Below are 24581 nucleotides of genomic sequence, written 5' to 3' on the forward strand. Positions count from 1 at the left end.
GGCCTCCCGTTCCGCAGAAAGGTTAGCCGACCCCTCGCAGGGCTGGACGACGACCCGCCCGCGGAACACACCGCCCTCGCAGCCCCAGATGGCAGGCTCGCACCGTGGACCAGAGCGACGAAGGACGGCCTGCCGACGGCCTCGACCCGGCGGACGTGAGCGCGGAGGCGTTCGACGCGATGGTGGTCGACCAACTCGACCTGCTGCCCGACGACATGGTCGACGGACTCGACAACATCGTGTTCGTCACGGAGGACCGCCCCGAGGACGGCACGCTCGACCTGCTCGGCCTCTACGACGGCGTCGCCCTCACCGAACGCGGCCAGTACGGTTTCGGCGAGCTACCCGACCGGGTCATCCTCTACCGCGAACCGCACCTCGCCGCCGTGGACGACCTCGACCAGCTCGCCGACGAGATCCACGTCACGCTCGTCCACGAGATCGCCCACTTCTACGGCATCGACGACGACCAACTGCACGAGCTCGGCTGGGCCTGACGGAGGCCGCCGTCAGCCGATGATCTGGTAGGTGAACCGGTAGGCGTCGGCCGGGAGGCCGTCCGCGAGGTCGCCGACCATCTCGACGTCGAAGGCGTCGGCGCGTCAGACGACGAAGAACTGGGCCGACGCCGCCGCGCTCGAGGCGGGGCAGATCGAGACCACCGGCGGCGTGGCGAAGGGCTTCGAATAGCGGACCCGCACCTGGGTGCCGGGACGACGGGCCCGACCGGAACCGAAGGCGACCGCTCCCCGCAGATCGGAACCCGACAGGGTCGGAGACGGTGCGTCGTCGCCGTTCCGCCCCATGGCCGACGCCACGGGCGACGGGCCGCCGAGGGCACCCAGCAACCGGCGCCCCACGGCGAGGTCGCCTCCCCAGGCCCAGAGCGGCCGAGCCGCGACCTCGCGTCGGTCGTCGACGTCGACGGCCGATCCGGTGGCGGCGATGCGCGTCGTCGGATCGACCGCGAACCGCGAGCCGTACCCCTCGGCCAACTCGACCCCGGCTTTCGCGAACCGGCCGAGACGGGTGCCCACCAACGCGAAGTCGTCACCCTTGGTGAGCCGCACGAGCACGCTCGACGCTCCGACCTGGGCGGGGTCGGCCCCGAGCAGAGCGCCGCCGAGCAGCCGGATGCCGCCGTCGATGTCGACGCCCCGACGTCGTTTCTCGTCGTGCTCGATCAACGGCCCCGGCCCGCCGTAGATCGTCGGAGCGACGAACTCGACCTGCCGGACGTTGCCGATGCGCACGGTCGCGTCGGTGCCCGAGCCCGCCCGCTGCAGCGTCTCGATGTGCGGGGCGATCAGCCGCACGAACTCGACGAAGTACTCGGGGGTCGAACCCCAGGCGAGATCGAGAGCGACGTTCGCGCTGCCCTCGATGTGGAGGTTCACGCAGGTGAACGTGTTCGTGTTCGAGCCACCCGAGGCCGGCGAACGGACGACGACCGCGGCCGCGTCGGCCGACCCGCAGTTGTTGACGAAGAGGTCCGACCAGAGGTTGTTGTTGACCCGCTCGACGAGGAGGGCCGTCCCGGCCACGCCGGCCAACTGCACCCGGTCGAAGCGGGACTCGAACCCGTTCACGACCTGCACCAGGGGTGCCGTCGAGCCGTTGCCCTGCAAGGTCAGCCCCTCGAGGGTGACGCCGTTTCCGTCGACGACGAACATCGGCTTCGTCGAACGGGCGAGGTGCCGGATGTTCACACCACCGTCGGTGGAGGCCCCGTACCGACTGACATCGGCCCCCGTGCCCTGGATCGAGACCAACAGCGGCACCGTGACGGAGTCGACGACGTACGTGCCGGCCGGGACGAGCACACGCCCCCGGACCACCCTGGCCGCCTCGACGGCCCGGGCGAACGCAGCAGTGTCGTCGGTGAGACCGTCGCCGACCGCGCCGTGGTCACGGACGTCGACTCCCGTGCGATCGTCCGACGCCGCGACGCCCCCCGCCGGTGCCGCGCCGGACCCGTCGGCAGGAGGCGCGTCGGCGGAGGGCGCGTCGGCGGCGCGAGCGGGTCGGACGGCGGGAGCGACCGCCGCGGCACCGGCCGCCGCGATGCCCGCCGCGCCGACCAGCAGGAATCCGCGACGCGAACGGGCCGGAGTCTCGACGAGAGGATCAGTCATGACGTCAGGGTACACGAGCATGGGTAATATATGCCTCACCACATGTCGTCAGAAGATCGGGTGCACACCATCGACAGAAACATCGCCCCTCGCCGTCCCCCCACCACCGCCTCCGTCGCACGCGGTCACCGTCTCGACATCCAGGCCCTCAGGGCCCTCGCCGTCACGATGGTCGTCGTCGAGCACGTCACGGGTCGGCCCACCGGTGGATTCGTCGGGGTCGACGTGTTCTTCGTCGTGTCGGGGTTCCTCATCACCGGGCTCCTGCTCCGCGAGGCCGATCGTCACGGGCGGATCTCGATCGCGGCCTTCTGGCGACGACGCATCCGACGCATCGTGCCGGCGAGCGTCCTGGTCCTCGTCCTGGGCACGGCGGCCACCTGGCTCGTGATCGGCTCGTCACGCGGGACGTCGGCAGCGATCGACGCCCTCTGGTCCGTGGCGTCCCTCGCGAACTGGCACTTCGCGTCCACCGGCACCGACTACTTCGCGTCCCAGGGCCCCGAGTCGCCGTTCCAGCACTACTGGTCCCTGGCCGTCGAAGAGCAGTTCTACCTGGTCTGGCCCCTCGTGGTCCTCGCTGCCGTCGCTCTCGCCCGGCGGCGGAACGAGACGGCCGTCCCGCGGGTCGCCCTCGGGTTCGTCCTGCTCCTGCTCGTGCTCGGATCGTTCGCGTGGGCCTGGCAGCAGTCCGTGACGTCGCCGACCGTGGCGTACTTCTCGAGCCTGACCCGCGCGTGGGAGCTCGCCCTCGGAGCGCTCCTCGCGACGGCTGCCCCCGCGATGACCCGGCTTCCCGACGTCCTCCGTCCACCCCTCGCGTGGATCGGCCTGATCGGCGTCGGGGCCTCGGCCTGGGTCACGACGAGCACCGTCCCGTTCCCGGCTCCCGGCGCCCTCCTGCCCGTGGCGGCCACGCTGCTCGTCCTCGCCTCGGGAACGGGCTGCGTCGGGACGCCGTGGCTGGGGCCCCTCGTCAGCCGGCCGGTGTCGATCGTGGGCGACCTCTCGTACTCCGTCTACCTCTGGCACTTCGTCGTGCTCGTCATCGGCCGGTCCGTGCTGGGTGACGACCCGGCGGTGCTCTGGCCGACCGTCCTCGTGCTCACGATCGCCCTGTCCGCCGCGACGTACCACCTCGTCGAACGTCCGCTCCTCTCGTCGCCCCTCCTCGAGCCCGGCCCGCGCGCACGCCCCTGGCGACGGTGGCGGCAGGAGCACCGGTCGACCTACCGCCGCGGAGGGGTCGCCCTGCTCACGGGAGCCGCCCTGGCCGCGAGCGTGGTCGCCGTCCAGGCCGCCCGACCGGCGGCCGTTCCCCCCGTCGTCCCGGGCGCCTCGGCGGACGGGACCGTGGTCACCGACACGAGCGGTGGGTCCGCGGCTCCGGGCGACGACCAGGCCCTGGACGTGCCCGCCCTGAGCGAGTGGTCCGCCGAGATCACGCAGGCGCTCTCGGCCACCTCGTGGCCCGACCTCGACCCGAGCCTCGAGTCGGTCCTCGACGGGACGCGAACCGGCAGCCCGCATCTCGCCTGTGGCGACGCCGAGGCCCAGGGCCTCACACCCGACGACTGCACGTGGGCCTCCCCCACGGCGACCACCACGGTCGTGCTCGTCGGCGACTCGACGGCCATGCACCACCTCGACGCACTCATCCCCCTCGCCGAGTCCCCCGACGGCGGGTTCACGCTGATCAACCGGTCCAAGTTCGCGTGCCCGTTCGTCGACATCCGCGTCCAGAACGACGTCGCCGGCATCCTCGAGTCCTGTCGCGCGCACAACGACGAGACCCTCGCCCTGATCGACGACACGCGCCCCGACGTCGTCCTCGTGACCAACTCCTACCAGACCCTCTCCGAGGACGGAGCGGGCACCATCACACCCGACCGATGGTCCGAGGGGTTCGGCGCCCACGCTCGACGCGTGGCCGGCGCCGCCCGATCGGTCGTCGTCCTCACTCCCCCACCGGACGACGCCGACATCGCGTCCTGCTCCCGGCGAGGCGGCAGCCCGGTCGACTGCATCTCGCGGACGTCCCGCACGTGGCTCGACCGGGCGGCGGCCGATCGCGAGGTCCTCGACGAGGTCGGCGGGACGTTCGTCGACCTGCGGGTGCTGACCTGCGTGAGCGACCTCTGTCCGGCGTTCGTCGGCACCGTCCCCGTGAAAGAGGATCGCGTGCACCTCACGACGGCCTTCGCGCTCGCCGTCTCGCCCGTGCTGGGAGACCTGCTGCGGGTTCGGCAGGTGCTCTGACGCCCCGGGCGCTACCGGGCCTCGACGACCAGGTCGGCGAGGCCCGTCGGCGACCACCGGTCGAGGTGTCGATCCTCCTGAGCGGCCCAGACGTCCCACCACGGCTCGAAGGCGGCGCCGTCGCGGTCGAGGGCCCGTCGCCGCCGGGTGTCGGCGTCGAGCTCCAGCCACACGCGGACGTCGGCGAGCGACGAGGAGGCGCGGGTCAACGCCCCGGCCCCTTCGACGATCAGCGAGACGGCCGGGTCGAGCACCTCCCACGCCGCCGCGCGGTCGTGCTCCCAGTCCCACCGCCGCCATCCCGGGGCGACCGGCGACAAGATCGACGTCTCGACCACGCGGGACGCCGCCTCGAGGCCGTGCCACCCCGGGTAGACGTCGTCGAGGTGCACCAGGCGCACGGGTCCGAGCCGGTCGGCGGGCCACGCGGCGGCCACCGCACGGCCGAGCGTGGTCTTGCCCGAGCCCGAGCGGCCGTCGATCAACAGGACCACGCGACGCGACCCGACCCGCGCCTCCTCGGCTCGGCGCAGCAGGGCCCCGACGGCGTCGACGACGGCGACTCGCTCAGGCAAGGACGAACTCCCACGTGCCGGCCAGGACGGCCGCGGTCACCGAGGAGGCGGCGATGACGACGCCGAGGGCGACGAGCACGCCGTCGCGCAGCCCGAACGACGACGGACGCGCCCAGGTGCGCGGGGCGTCGCCGCCGAAGCCCTTGGCCTCCATGGCGGTGGCGAGCTTGCTGCCGCGTCGGACCGACAGCACGAGCAACGAGAAGGCCTGCTGCCCGAACCGCCTCAGGGCACCGACCGGCCCGCCCGAGTCCGCGACGCCCCGGGCGCGACGGGCCAGGGCGAGCTGCCGCCAGTCGTCCATGAACAGCCCCACCAGACGCAGCCCGGCGAGACCCCCCAACACGAAGCGGGCGGGCAGTCGCAGCACCTGACCGAGACCGTCGGCGAGGTCGGTCGGGTCGGTCGTCGCGAACAGCACGATGCCGGGCACCCCGACGGCGAGGATGCGCAGGCCGATCGCCCCGGCGAGGGCCAGGGACCCCTCGGTCACCGAGAGGAACCCCCACTCGACCACCGACGCCCCGCCGTCGCGTCCGTAGAGGGCGATGGCGACGACCGACGTCGGGGCGGCGATCCAGAGCGGTGCCGTGCGGGCGAGCAGCTGCCGGGCGGACAGGCCGGCGAAGGGCAGCAGCAGGGCCTCGAGCAGCAGCGCGGTGCCGGCCGAGACCCAGTCGATCGAGAGCAGCAGGGCGATCGCGAGCACGACGGCGGCGAGGAGCTTGGCGACCGGGTTGACCCGCCCGACGACGCCGGTCGCCACGACCGGGGTGAGGACGCTCATCGGCGCACCTCGGCGCGGTCGGTGCGGCGGGCGTGTGCGCTCAGGTCGAGCACGTCGTCGGCGAGGGTCGACGCGAACTCGGCGTCGTGGGTGACGGCGACGACCGCTCGGCCCTCGTCGAGCAACTCGGCGAGCAGGGCCACGAGTTCTCGCCAGGTGCGGGCGTCCTGCCCGAAGGTCGGTTCGTCGAGCACGAGCATCGAGGGGCGTGAGGCGAGCACGGTCGCGACCGAGAGTCGGCGTTTCTCACCGCCAGAGAGCGTGAACGGGTTCGCGCCGGCGAGGTGGTCGAGCCGCAGCCGGTCGAGGAGGTGGTCGACGCGCGACGCGACCTCCCTCGGGGACGCGCCCAGCGCCTCCGGACCCACCGCCAGCTCGCGGCGGACGCTCGCCGTCAGGAACTGGTGTTCCGGGTCCTGGAAGACCGTGCCGACGCGGGTGAGCAGCTGTCGGGGCTTCCAGCGGATCGGAGACGGGCCGGCACCGTCGGCGAACGACGGCGTGGCCTCGAGGGCGCCCGCGACGGGGGCGAGCAGCCCCGCGACGGTCAGGGCGAGCGTCGACTTGCCCGAGCCGTTCGTGCCGGTCACCGCGAGCGCACGCCCCTCGGTGACACTGAGGTCGATGCCGACGGCGACCGCGCGGCCCTTGGGTCCCTCGTACCCCACGTCGAGTCCCCTCGCCGTCAGCAACAGGTCACCGGTCGTGCGCGACCGGACGGGCTCAGGAGGCGCGGCGCCGGGAACCCACACGCCCGCGTCGACGAGGCGGTCGCGTTCGGCGCGCAGCACGTCGTCGGGTCGACCGTCGGCCAGGACTCCCCCACCGGCGGCGAGCACGACGACGCGGTCGACGACGGGCAGCCAGACCGAGACCCGGTGCTCGACGACGACGAGCGTCGCCCGGGTGTCGGCGACGACGCGGGCCACGGCGTCGCGCACCTCGACGACGCCCTCGGGGTCGAGGTTGGCCGTCGGCTCGTCGAGGAGCAGCAGGCCCGGCTGCATGGCGAGCGCCCCGGCGAGCGCGAGCCGTTGTTTCTGGCCGCCGCTCAGCTCGGACGTCGACGCGGACAGCGGCAGGTCGAGCCCGACGGCGTCGAGGGCGTGCCCGACGCGGCGCCAGATCTCGTCGCGGGGCACGCCCAGGTTCTCGCAGCCGAACGCGACGTCGTCGCCCACCCGGGCGAGGACGACCTGCGAGTCGGGGTCCTGGAGCACGAGGCCCACCCGGCCGCGCTGCACGGCAGGGGGCCGGCCGTCCACCAGCAGGTCGCCGGCCTCGTCGCCCTCGTCGTCGCCGCCCAGCACCCCGGCGAGACCGGCGAGCAGCGTCGACTTGCCCGCGCCGGACGCACCGAGCAGCAGGACGCGCTCGCCGGGGGCGACGTCGAGGTCGAGCTGCGAGACGGCGGGCAGTCGTCGGCCGGCGTGCCGCCAGCCCCAGCCACGGGCGGTGACGCGGGCACCGTCCTCCGGTGCCCACCGTCCGCCGCTCGCTCCGCTCACGGGAAGGACCACGAGGAGGCGCGCCTAGACCCGGGCGTCCGCCGAGCGTCCCGAGGCGAACCGCGACAGCGCACCCGTCCGGGCGAGGCCGCGGGCGGCGAGCCACGAGAGCAGGCCGGCGAGGACGGTGCCCGAGACGACGGAGGTCACGACGTAGATCGTCTTCGACCCGGCGGCGTAGGCGGCCGCCGAGGCGAAGCTCGTGTCCATCAGGCCGACGGCGAGGCCGGCGACGGCACCCGCGAGCAGCACCGTGCCGATCCGCCACGACTTGTAGAGGAAGACCGCGAGCACGATCTCGGCGCCCAGGCCCTGGACGATGCCCCAGATGAGCACCGAGAAGCCCCACTGGGTGCCGATCAGCATCGAGACGACCGCCGCGACGACCTCGGTGTAGACGGCGGCGCCGGGCTTGCGGATGACGATGCCGCCGAGCACGCCGGCGAAGAGCCAGCCGCCGTTCAGGATGCCCTCGAAGCCGCCCGAGAAGCTCAGGACGCTGTCGATGGGTGTGTAGGCCAGGCCCCAGGCCCAGAAGACGACGCCGGCGGCGACGCCGATGACGCTGGCGACGACGATGTCGACGACCCGCCACCGGCGGGTCGGGGTGGTGCGGGCCTTCGGCGTGAAGCCGGTCGAGCTGTCGCGAGCCGCCGTGGAACGGTTTTCGGGCGTGGACGTGGACATCTGTTCTTCTCCTCCCTGCGCTGGCATGACCCAGATCAGGTTCGACGGTCGAAGCGTGGTTCGCTTCCTCTCAGCCCGGCTCACCGGACTCCCGTGTGTTGTGGGGTCGATCATAGCGCCGACCCCGGCCGGCGTCAGAGCCCGGCGGCCTTCCGGACGAGCGCCGCCACGGAGGCGCGGGTCGCGTCGTCGTCGCCGGTCACGGCGTACGAGGTCGGCCAGAGGGTGCCGTCGTCGAGCTGCGCACCGTCCTGGAAGCCGAGAGTCGAGTAGCGCGTGCCGAACTTCGCGCCCGGCTGGAAGAAGATGACGGCCTTGCCGTCCTCCTTGGCGTAGGCGGGGAAGCCGTACCAGGTCTTGGGCGCGAGGTTCGGGGCGTGCTCGGCGACGACCTCGTGCACCATCCGGGCGATCGGCCGTTCGACGTCGGTCATGGCCGCGATCGCGTCCGCGGCGTCCTGCGCCTCGGCGGCCGACTTGTCGGCCAGCTTCTGACGCTTCGCCTCGGCCCGCAGCTCGGCGGCGCGCTGCTTCACGGCGGCCTTCTCTTCTTTGCTGAACCCGGCGTCGGCCATGATCGTGCCCTTCTCGTGCGTGCGTTCGTGCGTGCGCCGGCTCGGTCGGGCCGTCGTACGCCCCATGGTGACAGGCAGGATGGTCGTCATGCACCTGAACGTCACGACCACCGGCGACGGCGACCGCCACGTCGCCCTCGTCCACGGGCTCGGCGCCGACGGCGCGACCTGGAAGCCGATCGTCGACCGGTTCGTCGCGACCGGCTCGTACACGGTCACCACCCTCGACCTGCGGGGTCACGGTGAGAGCGACCGGGCGTCGTCGTACCGGCTCGACGAGTTCGCGGACGACGTCGCCTCGGCCCTGCCCCAGGGACTGCACGGTGTCGTCGGACACTCGCTGGGCGGCTCGGTCCTCGTCCGCGCCGTCGAGCGGCTGCAGCCTCGGACGGCCGTCTACCTCGACCCGGGGTTCTCCCTCGCCCTCCCGACGACGGGCCTCGCCGGACGGTTGTTCTGGGCCGTGCCCACCGTGACGATGGGCGTCGCGGCCCTCGCCCGGGCGCGGAAGGGCGCGCGGCTGCGCGCCGGGTACGACGACGCGACCCGCGCCTCCTCGGATCAGGCCCGTGCCCGGTTCGACTCGGGCATGGCGACGGGCGTGTTCCGCGACGTGGCCTTCCACCCGGTCGCGACGACGGCGCCGGCGGTGCCCTCGGTCATCGTGCTGTCCGACGACTCCCCCGCCGTCCTGCCCGAGCGTCTCGTGTCGGGCTACCAGCAGGCCGGCTGGCAGATCCGCCGCCTGCCGGGCGTGCACCACGACATGCAGCTCGAGGCACCCCACCGCACCTTCACCCTGCTGGCCGAGCTGCTCTGAGTTCCGGGGCCGGTCAGGCCTTCGGCAGGGCACGACCGTCGGCGTCGAGGTGGTCTCGCCACGATCGCTTCGCCGTCCAGCCGAGCAAGCGGCCGGCCTTGGCGGTCGAGATGCCCGACGCGTCGACCCGGTCGAGCTCGCGCAGCTCGATGCGGTCGCCGTGGTGCTCGCGAAGGGTGGCGGCGAAGTCGTGGCCGCCGGCGTTGTCGGCTGCTGCGATGTAGAAGACCTCGTGACCCGGCAGGTCGGACTCGGCGGCCAGCAGGAGCGCGTCGGCGAGGTCGTCGGCGTCGATGTAGCTGCCGAAGTTCGAACTCTCGGGATCGGCCTCGCGCACCTGGGGGCCGAGGTTGGCCTCGTAGTTGCTCTCGTCGTGCACCGTGCTCGGACGGATCGAGATCGCGCGCAGGTCGGAGCGGCGGACGGCGGCGTCCATCAGCTGTTCTCCGAACGCCTTCGAGAGGGCGTAGGGGTCCTGCGGGTGCAGGGGGTGCTCCTCGTCGACCGGGACGTAGTCGGGCAGGAAGGGCCGTTCGGGGAAGAAGTTGCCCACGATGCTCTCGCTCGACACGTTGACGAAGCGGGGCACGCCGAATCTCACGGCCGCCTCGACCAGGTTGAACGTGGACATCAGGTTGGTGTGGAACACGACGTGTGCCGGGTTCGCGGTGGGCTGCGGGATGGCCGCGACGTGGACCACGACGTCGGCCCCCGCGACGACCGAGAAGGCGGTCCCCGCGTCGGTCAGGTCGCCCATCACGTAGCGGCCGGGCTCGTCGACGCCCGTGTCGAAGACGGGCCGGACGAGGTCGACGCCGAGGACGTCGTGCCCGGCCTCGACGAACCGACGGACGGCGGCGCGGCCGACCTTGCCGCGTGATCCCGTGATGACGACCTTCATGACGCGCTCCCTCGATCGAGGGATGCGCCGAGAGCCGGAGCATCCACCCGGACGACGCTACGCGCGCAGCCCCGAGGAGGCGCGCTCAGTCCTTCGCGCGGCGTGCGTGGGCCCGCGCCTTCATCCGGTTGCCGCAGGTCGCCATGGAGCACCACTTCGCCGTGCCGGGACGGCTGTGGTCCACCAGGAACAGGTTGCACTCGTCGTTCGCGCAGGCACGGAGGCGCCCGGGCAGCGTCGAGGTCACGCTCGACCACGCCGACACGGCTCCGGCCGCGAGTCGGTCGTCGTCGGGCACCCGGAGTTCCCAGACGACGCCGTCCCGGGTCGTCCGCGGGATCTGCACGGCCCGGTCCATGACGTCGGCGAGCTCGGCGACGGCCCCGTCGTCGTCACCGCGGACGACGGCGTGCAGGGCCTCCCGCACGCGCCGGAGCTGGGCGACCTCGCCCGAGGAGCCGGTGCCACCCCAGGTCCGTACCAGATCTCGCCCCGCCGCGCCCTCGAGGGCGTCCGTCGGGACGCCGTCGACCACCGGTGCGCTGTTCAGCACGGCCAGCAGCAGCTCTTCGTCACGAAGCACGTCTCCCCGCTCTCTCGCACCGTCCGGCGCATCTCGTCCATGCTACCGTCGGGATAACCACTAAAACAATCCGAAGGGGTTAGACATGGTCACCGTCCACCACCGCACCGCCTCCGTCGACGGACTCGACGTCTTCTACCGCGACGCCGGCCCCGCCGACGCGCCCGTTCTCGTCCTCCTGCACGGCTACCCCACGAGCTCGCACATGTTCCGCCACCTCATCCCCGCTCTGGCCGACCGGTACCGCGTCATCGCCCCGGACCACATCGGCTTCGGCCGCTCCTCCGCTCCGTCGGTCGACGAGTTCGAGTACACCTTCGAGGCCCTGGCGCGGGTGACCGGTCGTTTCCTGTCGACCATCGGCGTCGCGCGGTACGCGATCTACGTGCAGGACTACGGCGCCCCCGTCGGGTGGCGCCTCGCGCTGGCCGAGCCCGATGCGGTGACCGCTGTCGTCTCGCAGAACGGCAACGCGTACGAAGAAGGCTTCGTGCCGAGTTTCTGGGATCCGATCTGGGCCGACGCCGCCGAACGGACGTCCCGGACGCGCGACGCGCTCCGGCCCGCCCTGGGCCGCGAGGCGGTCGAGTGGCAGTACACCCACGGCGTACCGGACCCCACATCCGTCGACCCCGATGCCTGGGAACACGACCTCGCGCTCCTCGCCCGACCGGGACAGCACGACGTCCAACTGGCGCTCTTCCGCGACTACGCCACCAACCGCGCCCTGTACCCCGCCGTGCACTCCTGGCTCCGCGCCTCCCGCGTCCCGGTCCTCGCGATCTGGGGCCGCAACGACGAGATCTTCGATGCCGCCGGTGCGGGTGCGTTCACCCGCGACGCCCCCGACGCTCGCGTCGAGCTCGTCGACGGTGGACACTTCCTGCTCGAGTCGCACCTCGATGTGGTCGCGGCCACGATCCGGGAGTGGCTCCCGAACACGTGATCCGGACCACCCGCGGCCACTCGCTCAGGACGGGAGGGCGAGTCGGCCCGGGTTCAGGGCGGCCCACTGGAGCAGCATGATCGTCTTGCCGTCCACGATCCGCCCGTCGGCGATCATCTCGAGAGCGTCCCCGACCGGCAGCTCGAGGACCTCGATGTCCTCCCCTTCCTCCTCGACGCCACCGCCGTCGCCGGTCCGATCGGCCGCGGAGTACGGGGCGGCGTAGAAGTGCACCCGCTCCGTGACCGAGCCCGGGCTCATGTAGGCGTCGAAGACGTGGATCAGGTCGCCGACCTCGACGCCCGTCTCCTCTTGCGCCTCGCGGCGGATCGCGGTCTCGGGGTCGTCCTCGTCGAGCAGGCCCGCGGCGGTCTCGATCAGCATGCCGTCGGGATGGTCGTTCACGTAGGCGGGGAACCGGAACTGCCGGGTGAGGAGGACCGTGCCCCGACGCGGGTCGAACAGGAGGATCGTCGCCCCGTTGCCGCGGTCGTACGTCTCACGCTGCTGGGTGGACCACCGCCCGTCGCGACCCCTCACGTCGAAGGTGGTGCGGCGGAGCACGTGCCAGCCGTCCGAGGTCACCTCGACGTCGCGGACCACGACGTCGGGGTTGCGGATCAGATCGCGGCCGGTCACGTCGAGACCCGTCCGTCCGCGACCGTCGGGTGAACGGGAGCCACGAGAGTTCATCACCCCCCGAAAATAACGGAGGGCGACGACCCGCGAGGACGGGAACGGCCGGTGGTGACATCCGTCACTCGATGTGGTGACGCCTCGGCACTTCTCGAGGCCGTCGCCCTCTGGTGTGCTTCCGGAGGAGCGTTCGGACCCGACTCGAACGCCCGGAGAGAGGACCTCGTGCGTAAATCCCTGAAGGCGACCCTGTGGACCGTCGGCGCCCTCGTGGCCCTGCCCGTCCTGACGCTGGCGACCACGTCGATCGTCAACGTCGTCGCCACGAAGTCGGAGCTGGCCGCCATCACCTCGTACGGCGAGCTGGTACCCGTCGACGGGAGAGAGATGAACGTCGTCGTCAGCGGGTCCGGAGCGGACACGATCGTCCTGCTGCCGGGCCTCGGCACGGCGGCACCCGGCCTGGACTTCCAGCCGCTCATCGCCGAACTCGACGACACCCACCGTGTCGTCGCCGTCGAGCCGTTCGGCACCGGCCTCAGCGACCAGACCGACTCTCCCCGCACGGCGGAGAACATCGCGGGCGAGGTGCACGAGGCGCTGCGCCAGCTGGGCATCGACCGCTACGCGCTCATGGGGCACTCGATCTCGGGCATCTACGCCCTCGAGTACAGCCGGCTCTACGCGAGCGAGGTCACCGCGTTCATCGGGATCGACAGCAGCGTCCCCGACCAGCCCGGCGCGGACGACCCCACGCCGACCGACGGGCTCGTCGCCCTGCGCGACCTCGGTCTGCTCCGCGTGGCGACCGCGGTCGCCGGCGACACCTACGCGGGGCTGCCGTACGACGAGGCCACGAAAGAGCAGATGCGCCTCCTGACGACGAAGAACTCGACCGCACCGACCCTGCTCGACGAGATGGACCACACCGCGAGCAACTTCGCCTCGGTCAGCGGGCGGACGTTCCCGGCGGACCTGCCGGTCCTCCTCTTCGTGGTGCAGGACGGCGCCGACGACGACGGCTGGCTCGAGCTGCACGAGAGCCAGGCCGCGAGCGTCGACCGCGGCCAGGTCGTCGCGCTCGACGGAGACCACTACCTGCACCACACGCAGTCGACACGGATCGCCGACGACACCGACGAGTTCCTCGCCGGGTGAGGCAGCACGAGACGGTCGAGGTCACGGCGGGGTAACGAAGTCGATGCGTTCCAATCCTTTTCGGCGACGGTGGCGAACCCTGTACATCCCCACCGGGACCAACAGGGTCGAGGTCACGGCGGGGTAACGAAGTCGATGCGTTCCAATCCTTTTCGGCGACGGTGGCGAACCCTGTACATCCCCACCGGGACCAACAGACAAGGAGCTTCATCATGAACGCCTTCACCCGCAAGAACATCACCAAGACCACGCTCGGCCTCGTGGCCTCGGGCGCCCTCGTCTTCTCGCTCGCCGCCTGCTCGATGGACTCCGGTTCGTCCTCCGACACGTCGTCCTCGAGCTCGTCCTCCGCCGAGCCCAGCGCCGCGTCGACGCCCGCCGCGTCGATCGCCGACCTCAGCAACGGTGTCGACACCCAGGTCGCCGTCGACGCGTCCTTCGTCGAAGCCCTCACCAGCCTCGGCCTGACCCCCGGCGTCGTGGGCACCGCGACCTTCACCGACGGACATCAGCCCCGACGCCGCGTCGCTGCTGAACCAGACCTTCAAGACCGACGCCGTCCAGGACGAGATGCTCGTCGGCGTCGCGAAGATCACCGCCGCCACCGAATAACACCCCCGCCTGCCGGCCCCCGGGTCGGCAGGCCCCTCGGGTCGTCTCCGTGGCGACGCACCGCCCTCACCTTTCGGCGAGGACCGGTCATCCCGGTGGTCCCCCTCCCGCACCCTTGCGGGAGGGGGTTTCCTCTGCCCTGACCCAACCGCCGACCGACGAACGGAACCCCGTGGTCCACCCCGCCTCAGCTCTCACTCCCCCGATGCTCCTCGGGCGCCTCCCGACCCATGCCGAAGCAGCCCCGGTCGAGGTGCACCTGCCGCGTTCACGGTTCCCCGTGGCGATCAGCTTCGAGTCGTCGGACACGTGGTCGATCGCCGAGCGCTTCGGCGAGCAGCTCGTCAGCCACGGACGACTCGCCTACCGGGCCGGGGCGTTCGTCGTCCGCACCGCGGCCGGCACGACCCGCTACGGCCACTCGTGGCAGGCCGCCGTCACGGCTCACCTCCTCCGCCGCGGCTGACGACGAGCCGTCCGTTCCTCTGTCGTCGTGCGACTCGGCCAGGGGGATGGCGTCTCCACGACGAGTTCGGCGACCTCGACGATCGCGTCGTCCGGCATGTCCGGGTAGTAGTTCTCCCGCAGCTGCTGCCCGAAGTGCCTCATGTCCGTTCCCTCGGGCTGCCGGGCCTGTTCTGCGGTGAGCTCGTCGAGTCGGTACCGTCGCACGGCGGTGACGTGCCCCGCGAGCGGAGCAGCGGTGGGATGGTCGTCGAACACGAACGTCGACGCGCCCACCCGGATCGACTCGCCCCACCGGACCGTGGTCACCTTCTCACCACGGACGATCGCGTCGTGGTGCTTCCGGTGGAAACGCACGAGCTGTCGAGCTTCATCAGTCACTCGACCAGCCTGCCCGACCCACGCGCACCCGGGTCAGCCCAGCGTCAGCTGTCCGTCGGCCTCGAGCCATTCGAGGCCCTCGACGACGGCCTGCACCGAGGTGTAGCGCGGGGCGTAGCCGAGAAGGCGGCGGGCCTTCTCGATGCTCATCGAGTGGCTGCGCGAGGCGTGTTGCCACGACGCGTCGCCGTGCTCGTCGGACGTCTGGTCTCGGAACTCGGCCCACGAGACGAACCGCAGCCGCGCCTCCTGACCGTGGTGCCGCGCGATCGCCTCGGCGAGCCCGCGCAAGGTGATCGCCCGCTCGCTGACGACGTGGAACGCCTCGCCGACCACCTGCGAGTGCCGTTCGGCGGCGAGCTGGAAGGCCTGCGCGACGTCGTCGGCGTGCACGTGATGGACGGTCTCGAGCCCGAGGCCCGGCATGGCGATCTCGCGCCCGGCGGCGAGGGCCTCCCAGACGGAGAGGTCGAGGTTGCCGACCGCGTTGATCATCGGCCAGCCCGGACCGGTGATGTGCCCCGGGTGCAACACGATGCTCTGCACTCCGCCCGGGCGCCGCGACTCGCGGAGCAGCAGCTCTTCGACGGCGGCCTTCTGCGTGCCGTACTCGCCGAACGGGGTGCGCTCGGCTTCTTCGGTGATCGGCACCTCGCGGGACGGGCCGTGCACCCAGACCGTGCCGCAGTGCACCAACACGGTGCCCGTGCCCTGCAGGGCGTCGACCATCTGGCGTGCCGACACGACCGTGAAGCAGATCATGTCGATCACGACGTCGGCCCCGAGCCCGGCGATCTCGCCCGCGAACGTGCCGTCGGCGTCGCCCGCCTCGCGATCGAGCAGGAGGCGCGTGACGCGTGACCACGCCGCGTGCGGTCGGTACGGCTCGGAGGCCCCGCGGCTGACGGCGACCACCTCGTGGCCGGCCTCGACGAGTCGCGGGACGAGGAAGCCACCCACATGGCCGGTGGACCCGATGACGACGATCTTCACGACGCCACCCCCGTCACGATCGAGAGGGCCTGGAGCGGACGGCGGGGACGGGGAGTGGCAGCGCTGCGCACGGCATCGGAGGACATGGCCCGACGCTACCCCGCGCCTCCGACACCGGCGTACCCCGCATGGGGGTCACCCGGCGTCCCCCCAAGTGCCCACTGTGCCCGGGCCCAGGATTCTTCAGACTTCCTATGAGGAGCACAGCGGCTCGTCGGATCACCGGGCACGGCCCGCGACGAGCCACCCGCTCCGCGCGTCCCATCCGGCACGCGCGACCCGACGAGGAGAACCATGACCTTCACCGACCCCCGCGCCCGCGGCACCCGCCGCCGCGTGACGACCGTCTGCCTCGCGGCGTCCCTGACCCTGGGACTCGTCGCCGTGGGCTCCGGCGCCGCCGTCGCCGCGCCTCCTGCGTCCGCACCGGCCGCACTAGGCAAGCCGGGCCCCGCCCCGACCCTGCCGGTCGTCGAGGGACCGGTGATGAACTACGTCGTCAACGCGACGAAGGCGAACCCGGGCGCGACCAAACAGGTCGAACGTGCGGTGGCCGCCTCCGGCGGCAGCGTCATCGCCGCGTACGCCGACCTCGGCGTGGTCGTGGCGCAGTCGAGCAACACGAACTTCTCCGCCTCGGTGCGCGGCGACAAGGCCGTCTCGTCGGCCGGAGCCACCCGCACCGCCGCGGTCGCCGCGACCGACCCGACCTACGGCGTCGGCACGACGGCCCCCGGCCCGGGCAAACCCGTCAGGCCCGGCCACCCGGGCGGTCCCGGCAAGCCCGGTGGCCCCGGACACCCCGGCAAGCCGAAGGCCGCGACCTCGCCCGAGCAGCGACTCGAAGAGGCCACGACCGTCGTCGCCGACCCCCTCGAGGCCCAGCAGTGGGACCTCACGGCGATCAAGGCCGACCAGGCCCACCAGGTCACCGACGGCAGCCGCGACGTGCTCGTGGCCGTGCTCGACTCGGGCATCGAGGGCGACCACCCCGACCTGCAGCCGAACATCGACGTGGCCGCCTCGGCGAGCTGCCTGACCGGGACGCCCGACTCGAGCTACGCGGCCTGGCAGCCCACGACGAGCGACCACGGCACCCACGTGGCCGGCACCATCGCCGCCGCCCGCAACGGCGTCGGCATCGTCGGCGTGGCCCCCGGCGTGACGATGTCGGCGGTGAAGGTCGTCAGCGACGACGGCTTCATCTACCCCGAGGCCGCCATCTGCGGCTTCATGCAGGCCGCCGCGACCGGCGCCGACATCACCAACAACAGCTACTACGTCGACCCGTGGCAGTTCTGGTGCGGCTCGGACGTCGACCAGGCGGCCGTGCTGACCGCCGTGGACCGCGCCGTCCAGTTCACGCAGAAGAAGGGCATCGTCAACGTGGCGGCGGCCGGCAACTCGTCGATCGACCTCGCGAACAAGACGGTCGACACCGCCAGCCCGAACGACACCACGCCGGTGTCCCGGCCGATCGACTCGCGCTGCCTCGACATCCCGACCGAGCTCGACGGCGTCGTCACCGTGTCGTCGACCACCTCGGCGGGGGCGAAGTCGAGCTTCTCGAACTACGGCGAAGGCGTCGTCGACGTCGCGGCCCCCGGCTCGGCGATCCTGTCGACCGTGACCGGCGGCGGCTACGGCACCAAGTCGGGCACGTCGATGGCCTCGCCCCACGTCGCCGGCGTGCTGGCGCTGCTGAAGTCCACCCACCCGCGCCTGAGCGGCACGGCCCTCACCGGTCTGCTCGAGCAGCAGGCGACGGACACCCCGTGCCCGACCGGCACGACGACCTGCACGGGCACCCCGGCCGACAACGGCTGGTTCGGTGAGGGGATCGTCGACGCCCTGGCGGCCGTCACGAAGTAGCGGGCAGCGCGAAGCGGGCACCACATGGTGAGCACCGCTTGGTGAGCACCGCGGAGCGAGCACCGCGCCCGACGGGGCGTCCGACCGGCCCCAGCGGCCCGGCGGGCGCCCCGTCCTCGCGCGGACGGGGCGTCCGTTCGCCTCTAGGCTGAGCGAGTCCCAATCGGAGGTTCGATGCACACCTGGCCCGGCAATCCCTACCCCCTCGGCGCGACCTACGACGGCAGCGGCACCAACTTCGCGATCTTCAGCGAAGCCGCCAGCAAGGTCGAGTTGTGTCTGTTCGACGACGACGGCACCGAGACGAGGGTCGAGTTCACCGAGGTCGACGCCTACGTCTGGCACGCCTACCTGCCCACCGTGCAGCCCGGCCAGCGCTACGGCTACCGCGTGCACGGCGAGTACGACCCCGCGAACGGCTCGCGCGCCAACCCGAACAAGCTGTTGCTCGACCCCTACGCCAAGGCCACCTGCGGCGAGATCGACTGGGACGAGGCGCTGTTCGCCTACACGTTCGGCGACCCCGACTCGCGCAACGACAAAGACAGCGGCCCGCACATGATGCTGGGCGTCGTCATCAACCCGTTCTTCGACTGGCAGGGCGACCGCGCCCCGAAGTACAGCTACGACGAGACCGTCATCTACGAGGCGCACGTCAAGGGCCTCACCGAGACGCACCCCGACATCCCCGAGGAAGAACGCGGCACGTACGCCGGCGTCGCGAACCCGGCGATCATCGACCACCTCAAGAAGCTCGGCATCACGACCCTCGAGCTGATGCCCGTGCACCAGTTCGTGCAGGACAACACGCTGCTCGAGAAGGGCCTCAGCAACTACTGGGGCTACAACACCATCGGGTTCTTCGCCCCGCACGCCGCCTACTCGGCCACCGGCGACATCGGCCAGCAGGTGCAGGAGTTCAAGACGATGGTGCGGGTGCTGCACGAAGCCGGCATCGAGGTCATCATCGACGTCGTCTACAACCACACGGCCGAGGGCAACCACCTGGGCCCGACCCTGTCGTTCAAGGGCATCGACAACGCCGCGTACTACCGGCTGATGGACGGCGACCAGCAGCACTACATGGACTACACGGGCACCGGGAACAGCCTGAACGTCCGTCACCCGCACTCGCTCCAGCTGATCATGGACAGCCTGCGCTACTGGGTCACCGAGATGCACGTCGACGGCTTCCGGTTCGACCTCGCGGCGTCGCTCGCCCGCGAGTTCTACGAGGTCGACCGCCTCTCGACCTTCTTCGAGCTCGTGCAGCAGGACCCGATCGTCTCGCAGGTCAAGCTGATCGCCGAGCCCTGGGACGTCGGCCCCGGCGGCTACCAGGTGGGCAACTTCCCGCCGCAGTGGACCGAGTGGAACGGCAAGTACCGCGACACCGTCCGCGACTTCTGGCGCGGCGAGCCCTCGACCCTCGGCGAGTTCGCCAGCCGCATCACCGGCTCGGCCGACCTGTACGAACGCGACGGACGCCGCCCGGTCGCGAGCATCAACTTCGTCACCGCGCACGACGGCTTCACGATGCGCGACCTCGTCAGCTACAACGACAAGCGCAACGACGCCAACGGCGAGGACGGCAACGACGGCGAGAGCCACAACCGTTCGTGGAACTCGGGCGTCGAGGGCGAGACCGACGACGGCGAGATCCGCGCCCTGCGCGAGCAGCGCCAGCGCAGCTTCCTCGCGACGCTGCTGCTCAGCCAGGGCGTGCCCATGCTGCTGCACGGCGACGAGCTCGGCCGCACCCAGGGCGGCAACAACAACACCTACGCCCAGGACAACCAGATCAGCTGGATCGACTGGCCCAACGCCGACCGCGACCTGATCGAGTTCGTCGCCGAGGTCATCAAGCTGCGTCACGACCACCCGACCTTCCGTCGCCAGCGGTACTTCAACGGCCGGCCCGTGACCCGTGGCGAGGGCGAGCCCCTGCCCGACATCGTCTGGCTGACGACCGAGGGCGACGCCATGCAAGAGGGCGAGTGGAACGAGTCCTACGCCAAGGCGATCGGCATGTTCCTCAACGGCAACGGCATCCGTGGCCGTGACGCCCGCGGTGGCCGCATCACCGACGTCAACTTCGTGCTGTACTTCAACGCCAGCGCCGAGACCGTCACGTTCGTCCTGCCGCCCGACGAGTACGCCCAGGGCTGGGAGGTCGTCGTCGACAGCACCGTGACCGCTCCCCCGCCGCCCGCGAGCGCCGCTCCCCGCACCCCGACGGCCACCCGAGCCGCCACCACCCCCCAACCGCCTTCGACCCCGCAGTCCCTCTCGGCCCTGCGGGCCGGCGACCGACTCCCCGTGGTGGGTCGCTCGCTCGTCGTCCTGCGTGCCACGGCCGAGGAAGAACTGTGACCCGACACGAACCGACCATGCACCCGCGCTCGACGTACCGACTCCAGGTGCGCGCCTCCTTCGATCTGGACGCGGCCGCCGACCTGGTGCCGTACCTGCGTGACCTCGGCGCCGACTGGGTCTACCTGTCGCCGATCCTCGCCGCCGAGCCGGGCAGCGACCACGGCTACGACGTCGTCGACCACAGTCAGGTCGACCCCGAGCGCGGCGGTGCCGAGGGCCTCGACGAGCTCTCGACGCGTGCCCACGCCGAGGGCCTCGGCGTGCTGGTCGACATCGTGCCGAACCACGTCGGCGTCGCGACCCCGAAGGCGAGCGTCTGGTGGTGGGACCTCCTGACCCACGGCCGCGCGTCCCGCTACGCCGACGCGTTCGACGTCGACTGGGCCGCGGGTGCCGACAAGGTCCTGCTGCCGGTGCTCGGCGAGCCCGCCGCGGCGGACGGCTCGATCGACGGCCTCACGGTCGACGGCGACGAGCTGCACTACTACGACAACGTCTACCCGATCGCCCCGGGCACGAGCTCTCCCGGCGACGACGCCGCCACGGTGCACTCGCGCCAGCACTACGAGCTGGTGCACTGGAAGCGGGCCGACACCGACCTCAACTACCGTCGCTTCTTCGCGGTCAACACCCTCGCGGGCATCCGCGTCGAACACCAGGGGGTCTTCGCCGAGTCGCACGCCGAGATCGGCCGCTGGTTCTCTGAGGGCCTCGTCGACGGCCTGCGCGTCGACCACCCGGACGGCCTCGCCGACCCCAAGGGCTACCTCGACCTGCTCGCCGCCCTGACCGGCGACGCGCACGTGCTCGTCGAGAAGATCCTCGAGGGCGACGAGCGCCTGCCCGAGGACTGGGCGACCGCCGGCACGACGGGTTACGACGCCCTGGCCGACCTCGACCGCCTCTTCGTCGACCCGAGCGGGGCACCCGCCCTCGACGCCCTCGACGCGCGACTGCGCCGAGCCCGCGGGGTCGACGCCGACGAGCACGCCGCCGGGGCCGACGAGACGACCGGCGACGAGCCCGTCGACTGGCACGAGATGATCCTCGGCACGAAGCGCGGCATCGCCGACGGCATCCTGGGCAGCGAGATCAACCGCCTCGCCCGGCTGATCGCCGAGGGCGGCACCGTCGACCCGGCGGTCGTGGACGCGCTGGCCGAGCTGGCCGCGGCCTTCCCGGTGTACCGCAGCTACCTGCCGCAGGGTGCCGAGTGGCTGACCGAGGCCGCCGAGGTCGCCACGACCCACCGCCCCGACCTCGCCGACGCCGTCGCGGGCGTCGTCACCGTGCTGCGCGACGAGTCGCACCCCGCCTCGGTGCGCTTCCAGCAGACGAGCGGCATGGTCATGGCCAAGGGCGTGGAGGACACCGCCTTCTACCGCTACAGCCGCCTGGCGACGCTGACCGAGGTGGGCGCCGACCCGAGCGAGTTCTCGCTGACGCCCGACGAGTTCCACGCGCGTCAGCAGGTCCGCCTGGCCGAGCGCCCGTTCGGCATGACGACCCTGTCCACGCACGACACGAAGCGCAGCGCCGACGTGCGCGCCCGCATCTCGGTGCTGGCCGAGGTCGCCACCGAGTGGGCGGCGACCCTCGAGCGCCTGCGCGAGCTCGCCCCGGTCGGCGACGGCCCGTTCGAGAACATCCTCTGGCAGACGATCGTCGGCTCGTGGCCCGCGTCGCGCGAGCGCCTGCACGCCTACGCCGAGAAGGCGTCCCGCGAGGCGAGCACGTCGACCACGTGGACCGACCGCACCGACGAGGCCGAGGCCTTCGAAGGGCGGATGCACGCCGCGGTCGACGCCGCCTTCGACGACGACGAGGTGCGTCACGAGGTCGAGCGCATCGTCGACGTCCTCCGCGCACCCGGCTACAGCAACTCGCTCGGCGTGGCGCTGATGCAGCTCACCGGCCCCGGCAGCCCCGACGTCTACCAGGGCGGCGAGCTGTGGGACTTCTCGCTCGTCGACCCCGACAACCGACGCGAGGTCGACTTCGGGCTGCGCCGGCGCCTCCTGGACGAGGTCCGCGGCGGTGCGACGCCGGCGATCGACGACACCGGTGCCGCCAAGCTCGTCGTGACGCACCACGCCCTGACGCTGCGCCGCGACCGCCCCGACCTGTTCACGCGGTACGCCGCGCTGCCGGTCTTCGGTGAGCAGGCCGCGTCGGCGGTCGCCGTCGACCGCGGCGGGGCGCTCGCGATCGCGACCCGTCTGCCCGTCGCGCTCGAGCAGGCCGGCGGCTGGGACGACACCGTCGTCCTGACCGCAGGAGGCGCGTATCGCGACGTGCTCACCGGCCGTCGGCACGAGGGCGGTCGCCTCCGCCTGGCCGACGTGCTCGACACGTACCCCGTCGCCCTGCTGATCCCCGCAGAGGACTGACCCCGTCGGGTCGCGCCGTGTCGCGCCCGACTACCGTCGCCCCCGGCGAGACGTCACGACATGCCCCTCACCTCCTGATGTGAGCGGCATGTCGTGCCTTCTCGACCTCCCCTCCCCCGCCCCTTCCGAACCCGAGGAGACCGATGAGCGTCTACGACGTCTGGGCCCCGAACGCGACCACCGTGCACCTGCACCTCGACGGCGACCTGCTGCCGCTGACGGCCGAGCCCGACACGGGCTGGTGGCGCGCCCCCGCCGACCTCGATCGGGGCCCGGGTCACCGCTACGGCTTCGTGCTCGACGGCGGCGACTCCCCCGAGGGCGAGACGCCACTGCCCGACCCCCGCTCGCGGCGCCAGCCCGACGGTGTCCACGGGCTCAGCGAGACCTACGACCCGAGCGCCTTCGCGTGGACCGACGACGCGTGGACCGGCCGCCAGCTGGCCGGCTCGGTCGTCTACGAGCTGCACGTCGGCACCTTCACGCCCGGAGGCACGCTCGACTCGGCGATCGAGAAGCTGCCGCACCTCGTCGACCTCGGCGTCGACCTGGTCGAGCTGTTGCCGGTCAACGGCGTCAACGGCCGCTGGAACTGGGGCTACGACGGCGTCGACTGGTTCACGGTGACCGACAACTACGGCGGCCCCGAGGCGTACCAGCGCTTCGTCGACGCCGCACACGCGGCCGGCCTCGGCGTCGTGCAGGACGTCGTCTACAACCACCTCGGTCCGTCGGGCAACTACCTGCCCCTGTTCGGCCCGTACCTGTCGAGCAAGCACGCCAACACCTGGGGCGACAACGTCAACCTCGACGATGACGGCGCCCACGAGGTGCGCGAGTTCATCCTCGACAACACGGCCATGTGGCTCGACGAGTACCACGTCGACGGTCTGCGCCTCGACGCGGTGCACGCGCTCAAGGACGACAGCGAGGTCCACCTGCTGCAGGAGCTGGCCGAGCGCACCGCGGCCCTCAGCAGCCACCTGCGCCGCCCGCTCTCGCTGATCGCCGAGAGCGACCTCAACGACCCGCGCCTCGTCACCCCGCGCGACGGCGGCGGCTTCGGCCCCGACCACCGCCAGGGCTACGGCCTCGACGCGCAGTGGAGCGACGACTTCCACCACGCCGTCCACGTCGCGCTGACCGGCGAGACGACGGGTTACTACGCCGACTTCGAGCCCCTCGGCGCCCTCGCCAAGGTGCTCACCAAGGGCTTCTTCCACGACGGCACCTGGTCGTCGTTCCGCGAGGCGACGCACGGCCACCCGGTCGACACCGAGCACATGCCGACCTGGCGCCTGGTCGTCGCCAACCAGAACCACGACCAGATCGGCAACCGGGCGATCGGCGACCGCCTGGCCGCGACGCTCGACGACGGGCAGCTGATCATCGCCGCCACGCTGACCCTGGCCGGCCCGTACACCCCGATGCTCTTCATGGGCGAGGAGTGGGGCGCCTCGACCCCGTGGCAGTTCTTCACCTCGCACCCCGAGCACGACCTCGGCGAGGCGACCGCGAAGGGCCGCATCGCCGAGTTCGCGAAGATGGGCTGGGACGAGTCGTCCGTGCCCGACCCGCAGGAGCCCTCGACCTTCGAGAACAGCAAGCTCGACTGGTCCGAGCTCGAGACCGGCCGCCACGCGGTGCTGCTCGACGCGTACCGCCGCCTCGGCGCCCTGCGCCGCAGCGAGCCCGCGCTCACCGACCCCCGCTTCGGCGAGACCGGCGTCGAGTACGACGGCGACGCCCGCTGGCTGGTGCTGACGCGTGGCGACCTGCGGATCGCGATCAACCTCGCCGACCAGGAGGCGCGGGTCGCGGTGAGCGCCGAGACCGTCCTGTTCGCCAGCGACGAGTCGATCGTCCCGGGTGCGAGCCTGCTGCTGCCGGCGCACTCGGTCGCGATCGTCCGCTGACGCGCG

General features: G+C 71.9%; 22 protein-coding genes, 1 pseudogene and 1 riboswitch. Of the genes and pseudogenes, 11 read left to right on the top strand and 12 right to left on the bottom strand.

Features of this window, described 5'->3' with window-relative positions:
• Positions 1–179: 179 nt before the first annotated feature.
• Positions 180–497, top strand: a complete 318-nt coding sequence (locus ASG28_RS07865) for a metallopeptidase family protein (protein ID WP_055977206.1) — start codon at positions 180–182, stop codon at positions 495–497.
• 105 nt (positions 498–602) lie between these two features.
• On the opposite strand, the gene ASG28_RS16750 is transcribed toward ASG28_RS07865, so the two are convergent.
• On the bottom strand, positions 603–2135 hold the full coding sequence (locus ASG28_RS16750; RefSeq protein ID WP_082454746.1) for a glycosyl hydrolase family 28-related protein: 1533 nt from the start codon (positions 2133–2135) through the stop codon (positions 603–605).
• 60 nt (positions 2136–2195) lie between these two features.
• On the opposite strand from ASG28_RS16750, the gene ASG28_RS07875 reads away from it, so the two are divergent.
• Complete coding sequence (locus tag ASG28_RS07875) at positions 2196–4394, top strand: acyltransferase family protein (RefSeq protein WP_055973834.1); 2199 nt, start codon at positions 2196–2198, stop codon at positions 4392–4394.
• An 11-nt stretch (positions 4395–4405) separates the two neighbouring features.
• Here the strand turns inward: ASG28_RS07875 and ASG28_RS07880 are convergent, their stop codons facing one another.
• From ASG28_RS07880 to ASG28_RS07900, 5 genes are all read right to left on the bottom strand, one after another.
• Complete coding sequence (locus tag ASG28_RS07880; protein ID WP_235477680.1) at positions 4406–4969, bottom strand: ATP-binding protein; 564 nt, start codon at positions 4967–4969, stop codon at positions 4406–4408.
• Entirely contained in the window at positions 4962–5756 is a 795-nt protein-coding gene (locus tag ASG28_RS07885; protein ID WP_055973837.1) for an energy-coupling factor transporter transmembrane component T family protein, read from the bottom strand. Before ASG28_RS07885 ends, ASG28_RS07880 begins: the two co-directional genes overlap by 8 nt.
• Positions 5753–7264, bottom strand: a complete 1512-nt coding sequence (locus ASG28_RS07890) for an ABC transporter ATP-binding protein (RefSeq protein ID WP_055973840.1) — start codon at positions 7262–7264, stop codon at positions 5753–5755. Before ASG28_RS07890 ends, ASG28_RS07885 begins: the two co-directional genes overlap by 4 nt.
• Positions 7265–7288: 24 nt before the next feature.
• Positions 7289–7951 carry an ECF transporter S component gene (locus tag ASG28_RS07895; RefSeq protein ID WP_055973843.1) on the bottom strand — a complete coding sequence of 221 codons (663 nt, stop codon included), beginning with the start codon at positions 7949–7951 and terminating at the stop codon, positions 7289–7291.
• Positions 7947–8055, bottom strand: a riboswitch (TPP riboswitch). Its footprint overlaps the gene before it by 5 nt.
• Positions 8056–8085: 30 nt before the next feature.
• The gene (locus ASG28_RS07900) at positions 8086–8616 is read right to left on the bottom strand and encodes a hypothetical protein (RefSeq protein WP_235477681.1); all 531 of its coding nucleotides are present in this window, start codon (positions 8614–8616) and stop codon (positions 8086–8088) included.
• On the opposite strand from ASG28_RS07900, the gene ASG28_RS07905 reads away from it, so the two are divergent.
• The gene (locus tag ASG28_RS07905; RefSeq protein WP_055977211.1) at positions 8615–9346 is read left to right on the top strand and encodes an alpha/beta fold hydrolase; all 732 of its coding nucleotides are present in this window, start codon (positions 8615–8617) and stop codon (positions 9344–9346) included. The two genes, ASG28_RS07900 and ASG28_RS07905, sit on opposite strands and share 2 nt — an antisense overlap.
• A 13-nt stretch (positions 9347–9359) precedes the next feature.
• Here the strand turns inward: ASG28_RS07905 and ASG28_RS07910 are convergent, their stop codons facing one another.
• From ASG28_RS07910 to ASG28_RS17050, 3 genes and pseudogenes are all read right to left on the bottom strand, one after another.
• Positions 9360–10247 carry an NAD-dependent epimerase/dehydratase family protein gene (locus ASG28_RS07910; protein ID WP_055973846.1) on the bottom strand — a complete coding sequence of 296 codons (888 nt, stop codon included), beginning with the start codon at positions 10245–10247 and terminating at the stop codon, positions 9360–9362.
• An 85-nt stretch (positions 10248–10332) separates the two neighbouring features.
• Entirely contained in the window at positions 10333–10512 is a 180-nt protein-coding gene (locus ASG28_RS17045) for a CGNR zinc finger domain-containing protein (RefSeq protein WP_326937864.1), read from the bottom strand.
• A pseudogene (locus tag ASG28_RS17050) lies at positions 10510–10833 on the bottom strand (ABATE domain-containing protein); the annotation flags it as partial. The gene ASG28_RS17045 and the pseudogene ASG28_RS17050, both read right to left, overlap by 3 nt.
• Before the next feature lie 82 nt (positions 10834–10915).
• Between ASG28_RS17050 and ASG28_RS07920 the strand changes: the two are divergent.
• The gene (locus ASG28_RS07920) at positions 10916–11776 is read left to right on the top strand and encodes an alpha/beta fold hydrolase (RefSeq protein WP_055973852.1); all 861 of its coding nucleotides are present in this window, start codon (positions 10916–10918) and stop codon (positions 11774–11776) included.
• A gap of 24 nt (positions 11777–11800) precedes the next feature.
• On the opposite strand, the gene ASG28_RS07925 is transcribed toward ASG28_RS07920, so the two are convergent.
• Complete coding sequence (locus ASG28_RS07925; protein WP_055973855.1) at positions 11801–12469, bottom strand: NUDIX domain-containing protein; 669 nt, start codon at positions 12467–12469, stop codon at positions 11801–11803.
• Between the two features lie 168 nt (positions 12470–12637).
• Between ASG28_RS07925 and ASG28_RS07930 the strand changes: the two genes are divergently transcribed.
• The 3 genes from ASG28_RS07930 to ASG28_RS07940 all read left to right on the top strand — a co-directional run bounded on the left by ASG28_RS07930 (position 12638) and on the right by ASG28_RS07940 (position 14648).
• Entirely contained in the window at positions 12638–13570 is a 933-nt protein-coding gene (locus tag ASG28_RS07930) for an alpha/beta fold hydrolase (protein WP_055973858.1), read from the top strand.
• A gap of 212 nt (positions 13571–13782) precedes the next feature.
• Positions 13783–14325 (top strand): hypothetical protein, encoded by a 543-nt coding sequence (locus ASG28_RS07935; protein ID WP_055973860.1) that lies wholly within the window; start codon positions 13783–13785, stop codon positions 14323–14325.
• A gap of 62 nt (positions 14326–14387) precedes the next feature.
• A complete protein-coding gene (locus ASG28_RS07940) occupies positions 14388–14648 on the top strand; it encodes a hypothetical protein (protein ID WP_055973862.1) in 261 nt (86 codons plus the stop codon).
• On the opposite strand, the gene ASG28_RS07945 is transcribed toward ASG28_RS07940, so the two are convergent.
• Together ASG28_RS07945 and ASG28_RS07950 are read right to left on the bottom strand one after the other, a co-directional pair.
• Positions 14627–15028, bottom strand: a complete 402-nt coding sequence (locus tag ASG28_RS07945; protein WP_082454503.1) for an ASCH domain-containing protein — start codon at positions 15026–15028, stop codon at positions 14627–14629. The two genes, ASG28_RS07940 and ASG28_RS07945, sit on opposite strands and share 22 nt — an antisense overlap.
• 33 nt (positions 15029–15061) lie before the next feature.
• Positions 15062–16021, bottom strand: coding sequence for an NAD-dependent epimerase/dehydratase family protein (locus ASG28_RS07950; RefSeq protein ID WP_055973865.1), 960 nt, complete (start codon positions 16019–16021; stop codon positions 15062–15064).
• Positions 16022–16315: 294 nt separating this feature from the next.
• On the opposite strand from ASG28_RS07950, the gene ASG28_RS07955 reads away from it, so the two are divergent.
• From ASG28_RS07955 to treZ, 4 genes are all read left to right on the top strand, one after another.
• The gene (locus ASG28_RS07955) at positions 16316–17893 is read left to right on the top strand and encodes a S8 family serine peptidase (RefSeq protein WP_055973866.1); all 1578 of its coding nucleotides are present in this window, start codon (positions 16316–16318) and stop codon (positions 17891–17893) included.
• Between the two features lie 174 nt (positions 17894–18067).
• Positions 18068–20266 carry a glycogen debranching protein GlgX gene (gene glgX, locus ASG28_RS07960; protein WP_082454504.1) on the top strand — a complete coding sequence of 733 codons (2199 nt, stop codon included), beginning with the start codon at positions 18068–18070 and terminating at the stop codon, positions 20264–20266.
• Positions 20267–20283: 17 nt separating this feature from the next.
• Entirely contained in the window at positions 20284–22659 is a 2376-nt protein-coding gene (gene treY / locus ASG28_RS07965) for a malto-oligosyltrehalose synthase (RefSeq protein ID WP_055977214.1), read from the top strand.
• Positions 22660–22802: 143 nt separating this feature from the next.
• Positions 22803–24575: a malto-oligosyltrehalose trehalohydrolase gene (treZ, locus tag ASG28_RS07970; protein ID WP_055973869.1), complete on the top strand. Its 1773-nt coding sequence runs from the start codon at positions 22803–22805 to the stop codon at positions 24573–24575.
• Positions 24576–24581: the final 6 nt, after the last annotated feature.

This window comes from Frigoribacterium sp. Leaf415, assembly GCF_001424645.1.
In the GTDB taxonomy this organism is placed as follows: domain Bacteria; phylum Actinomycetota; class Actinomycetes; order Actinomycetales; family Microbacteriaceae; genus Frigoribacterium.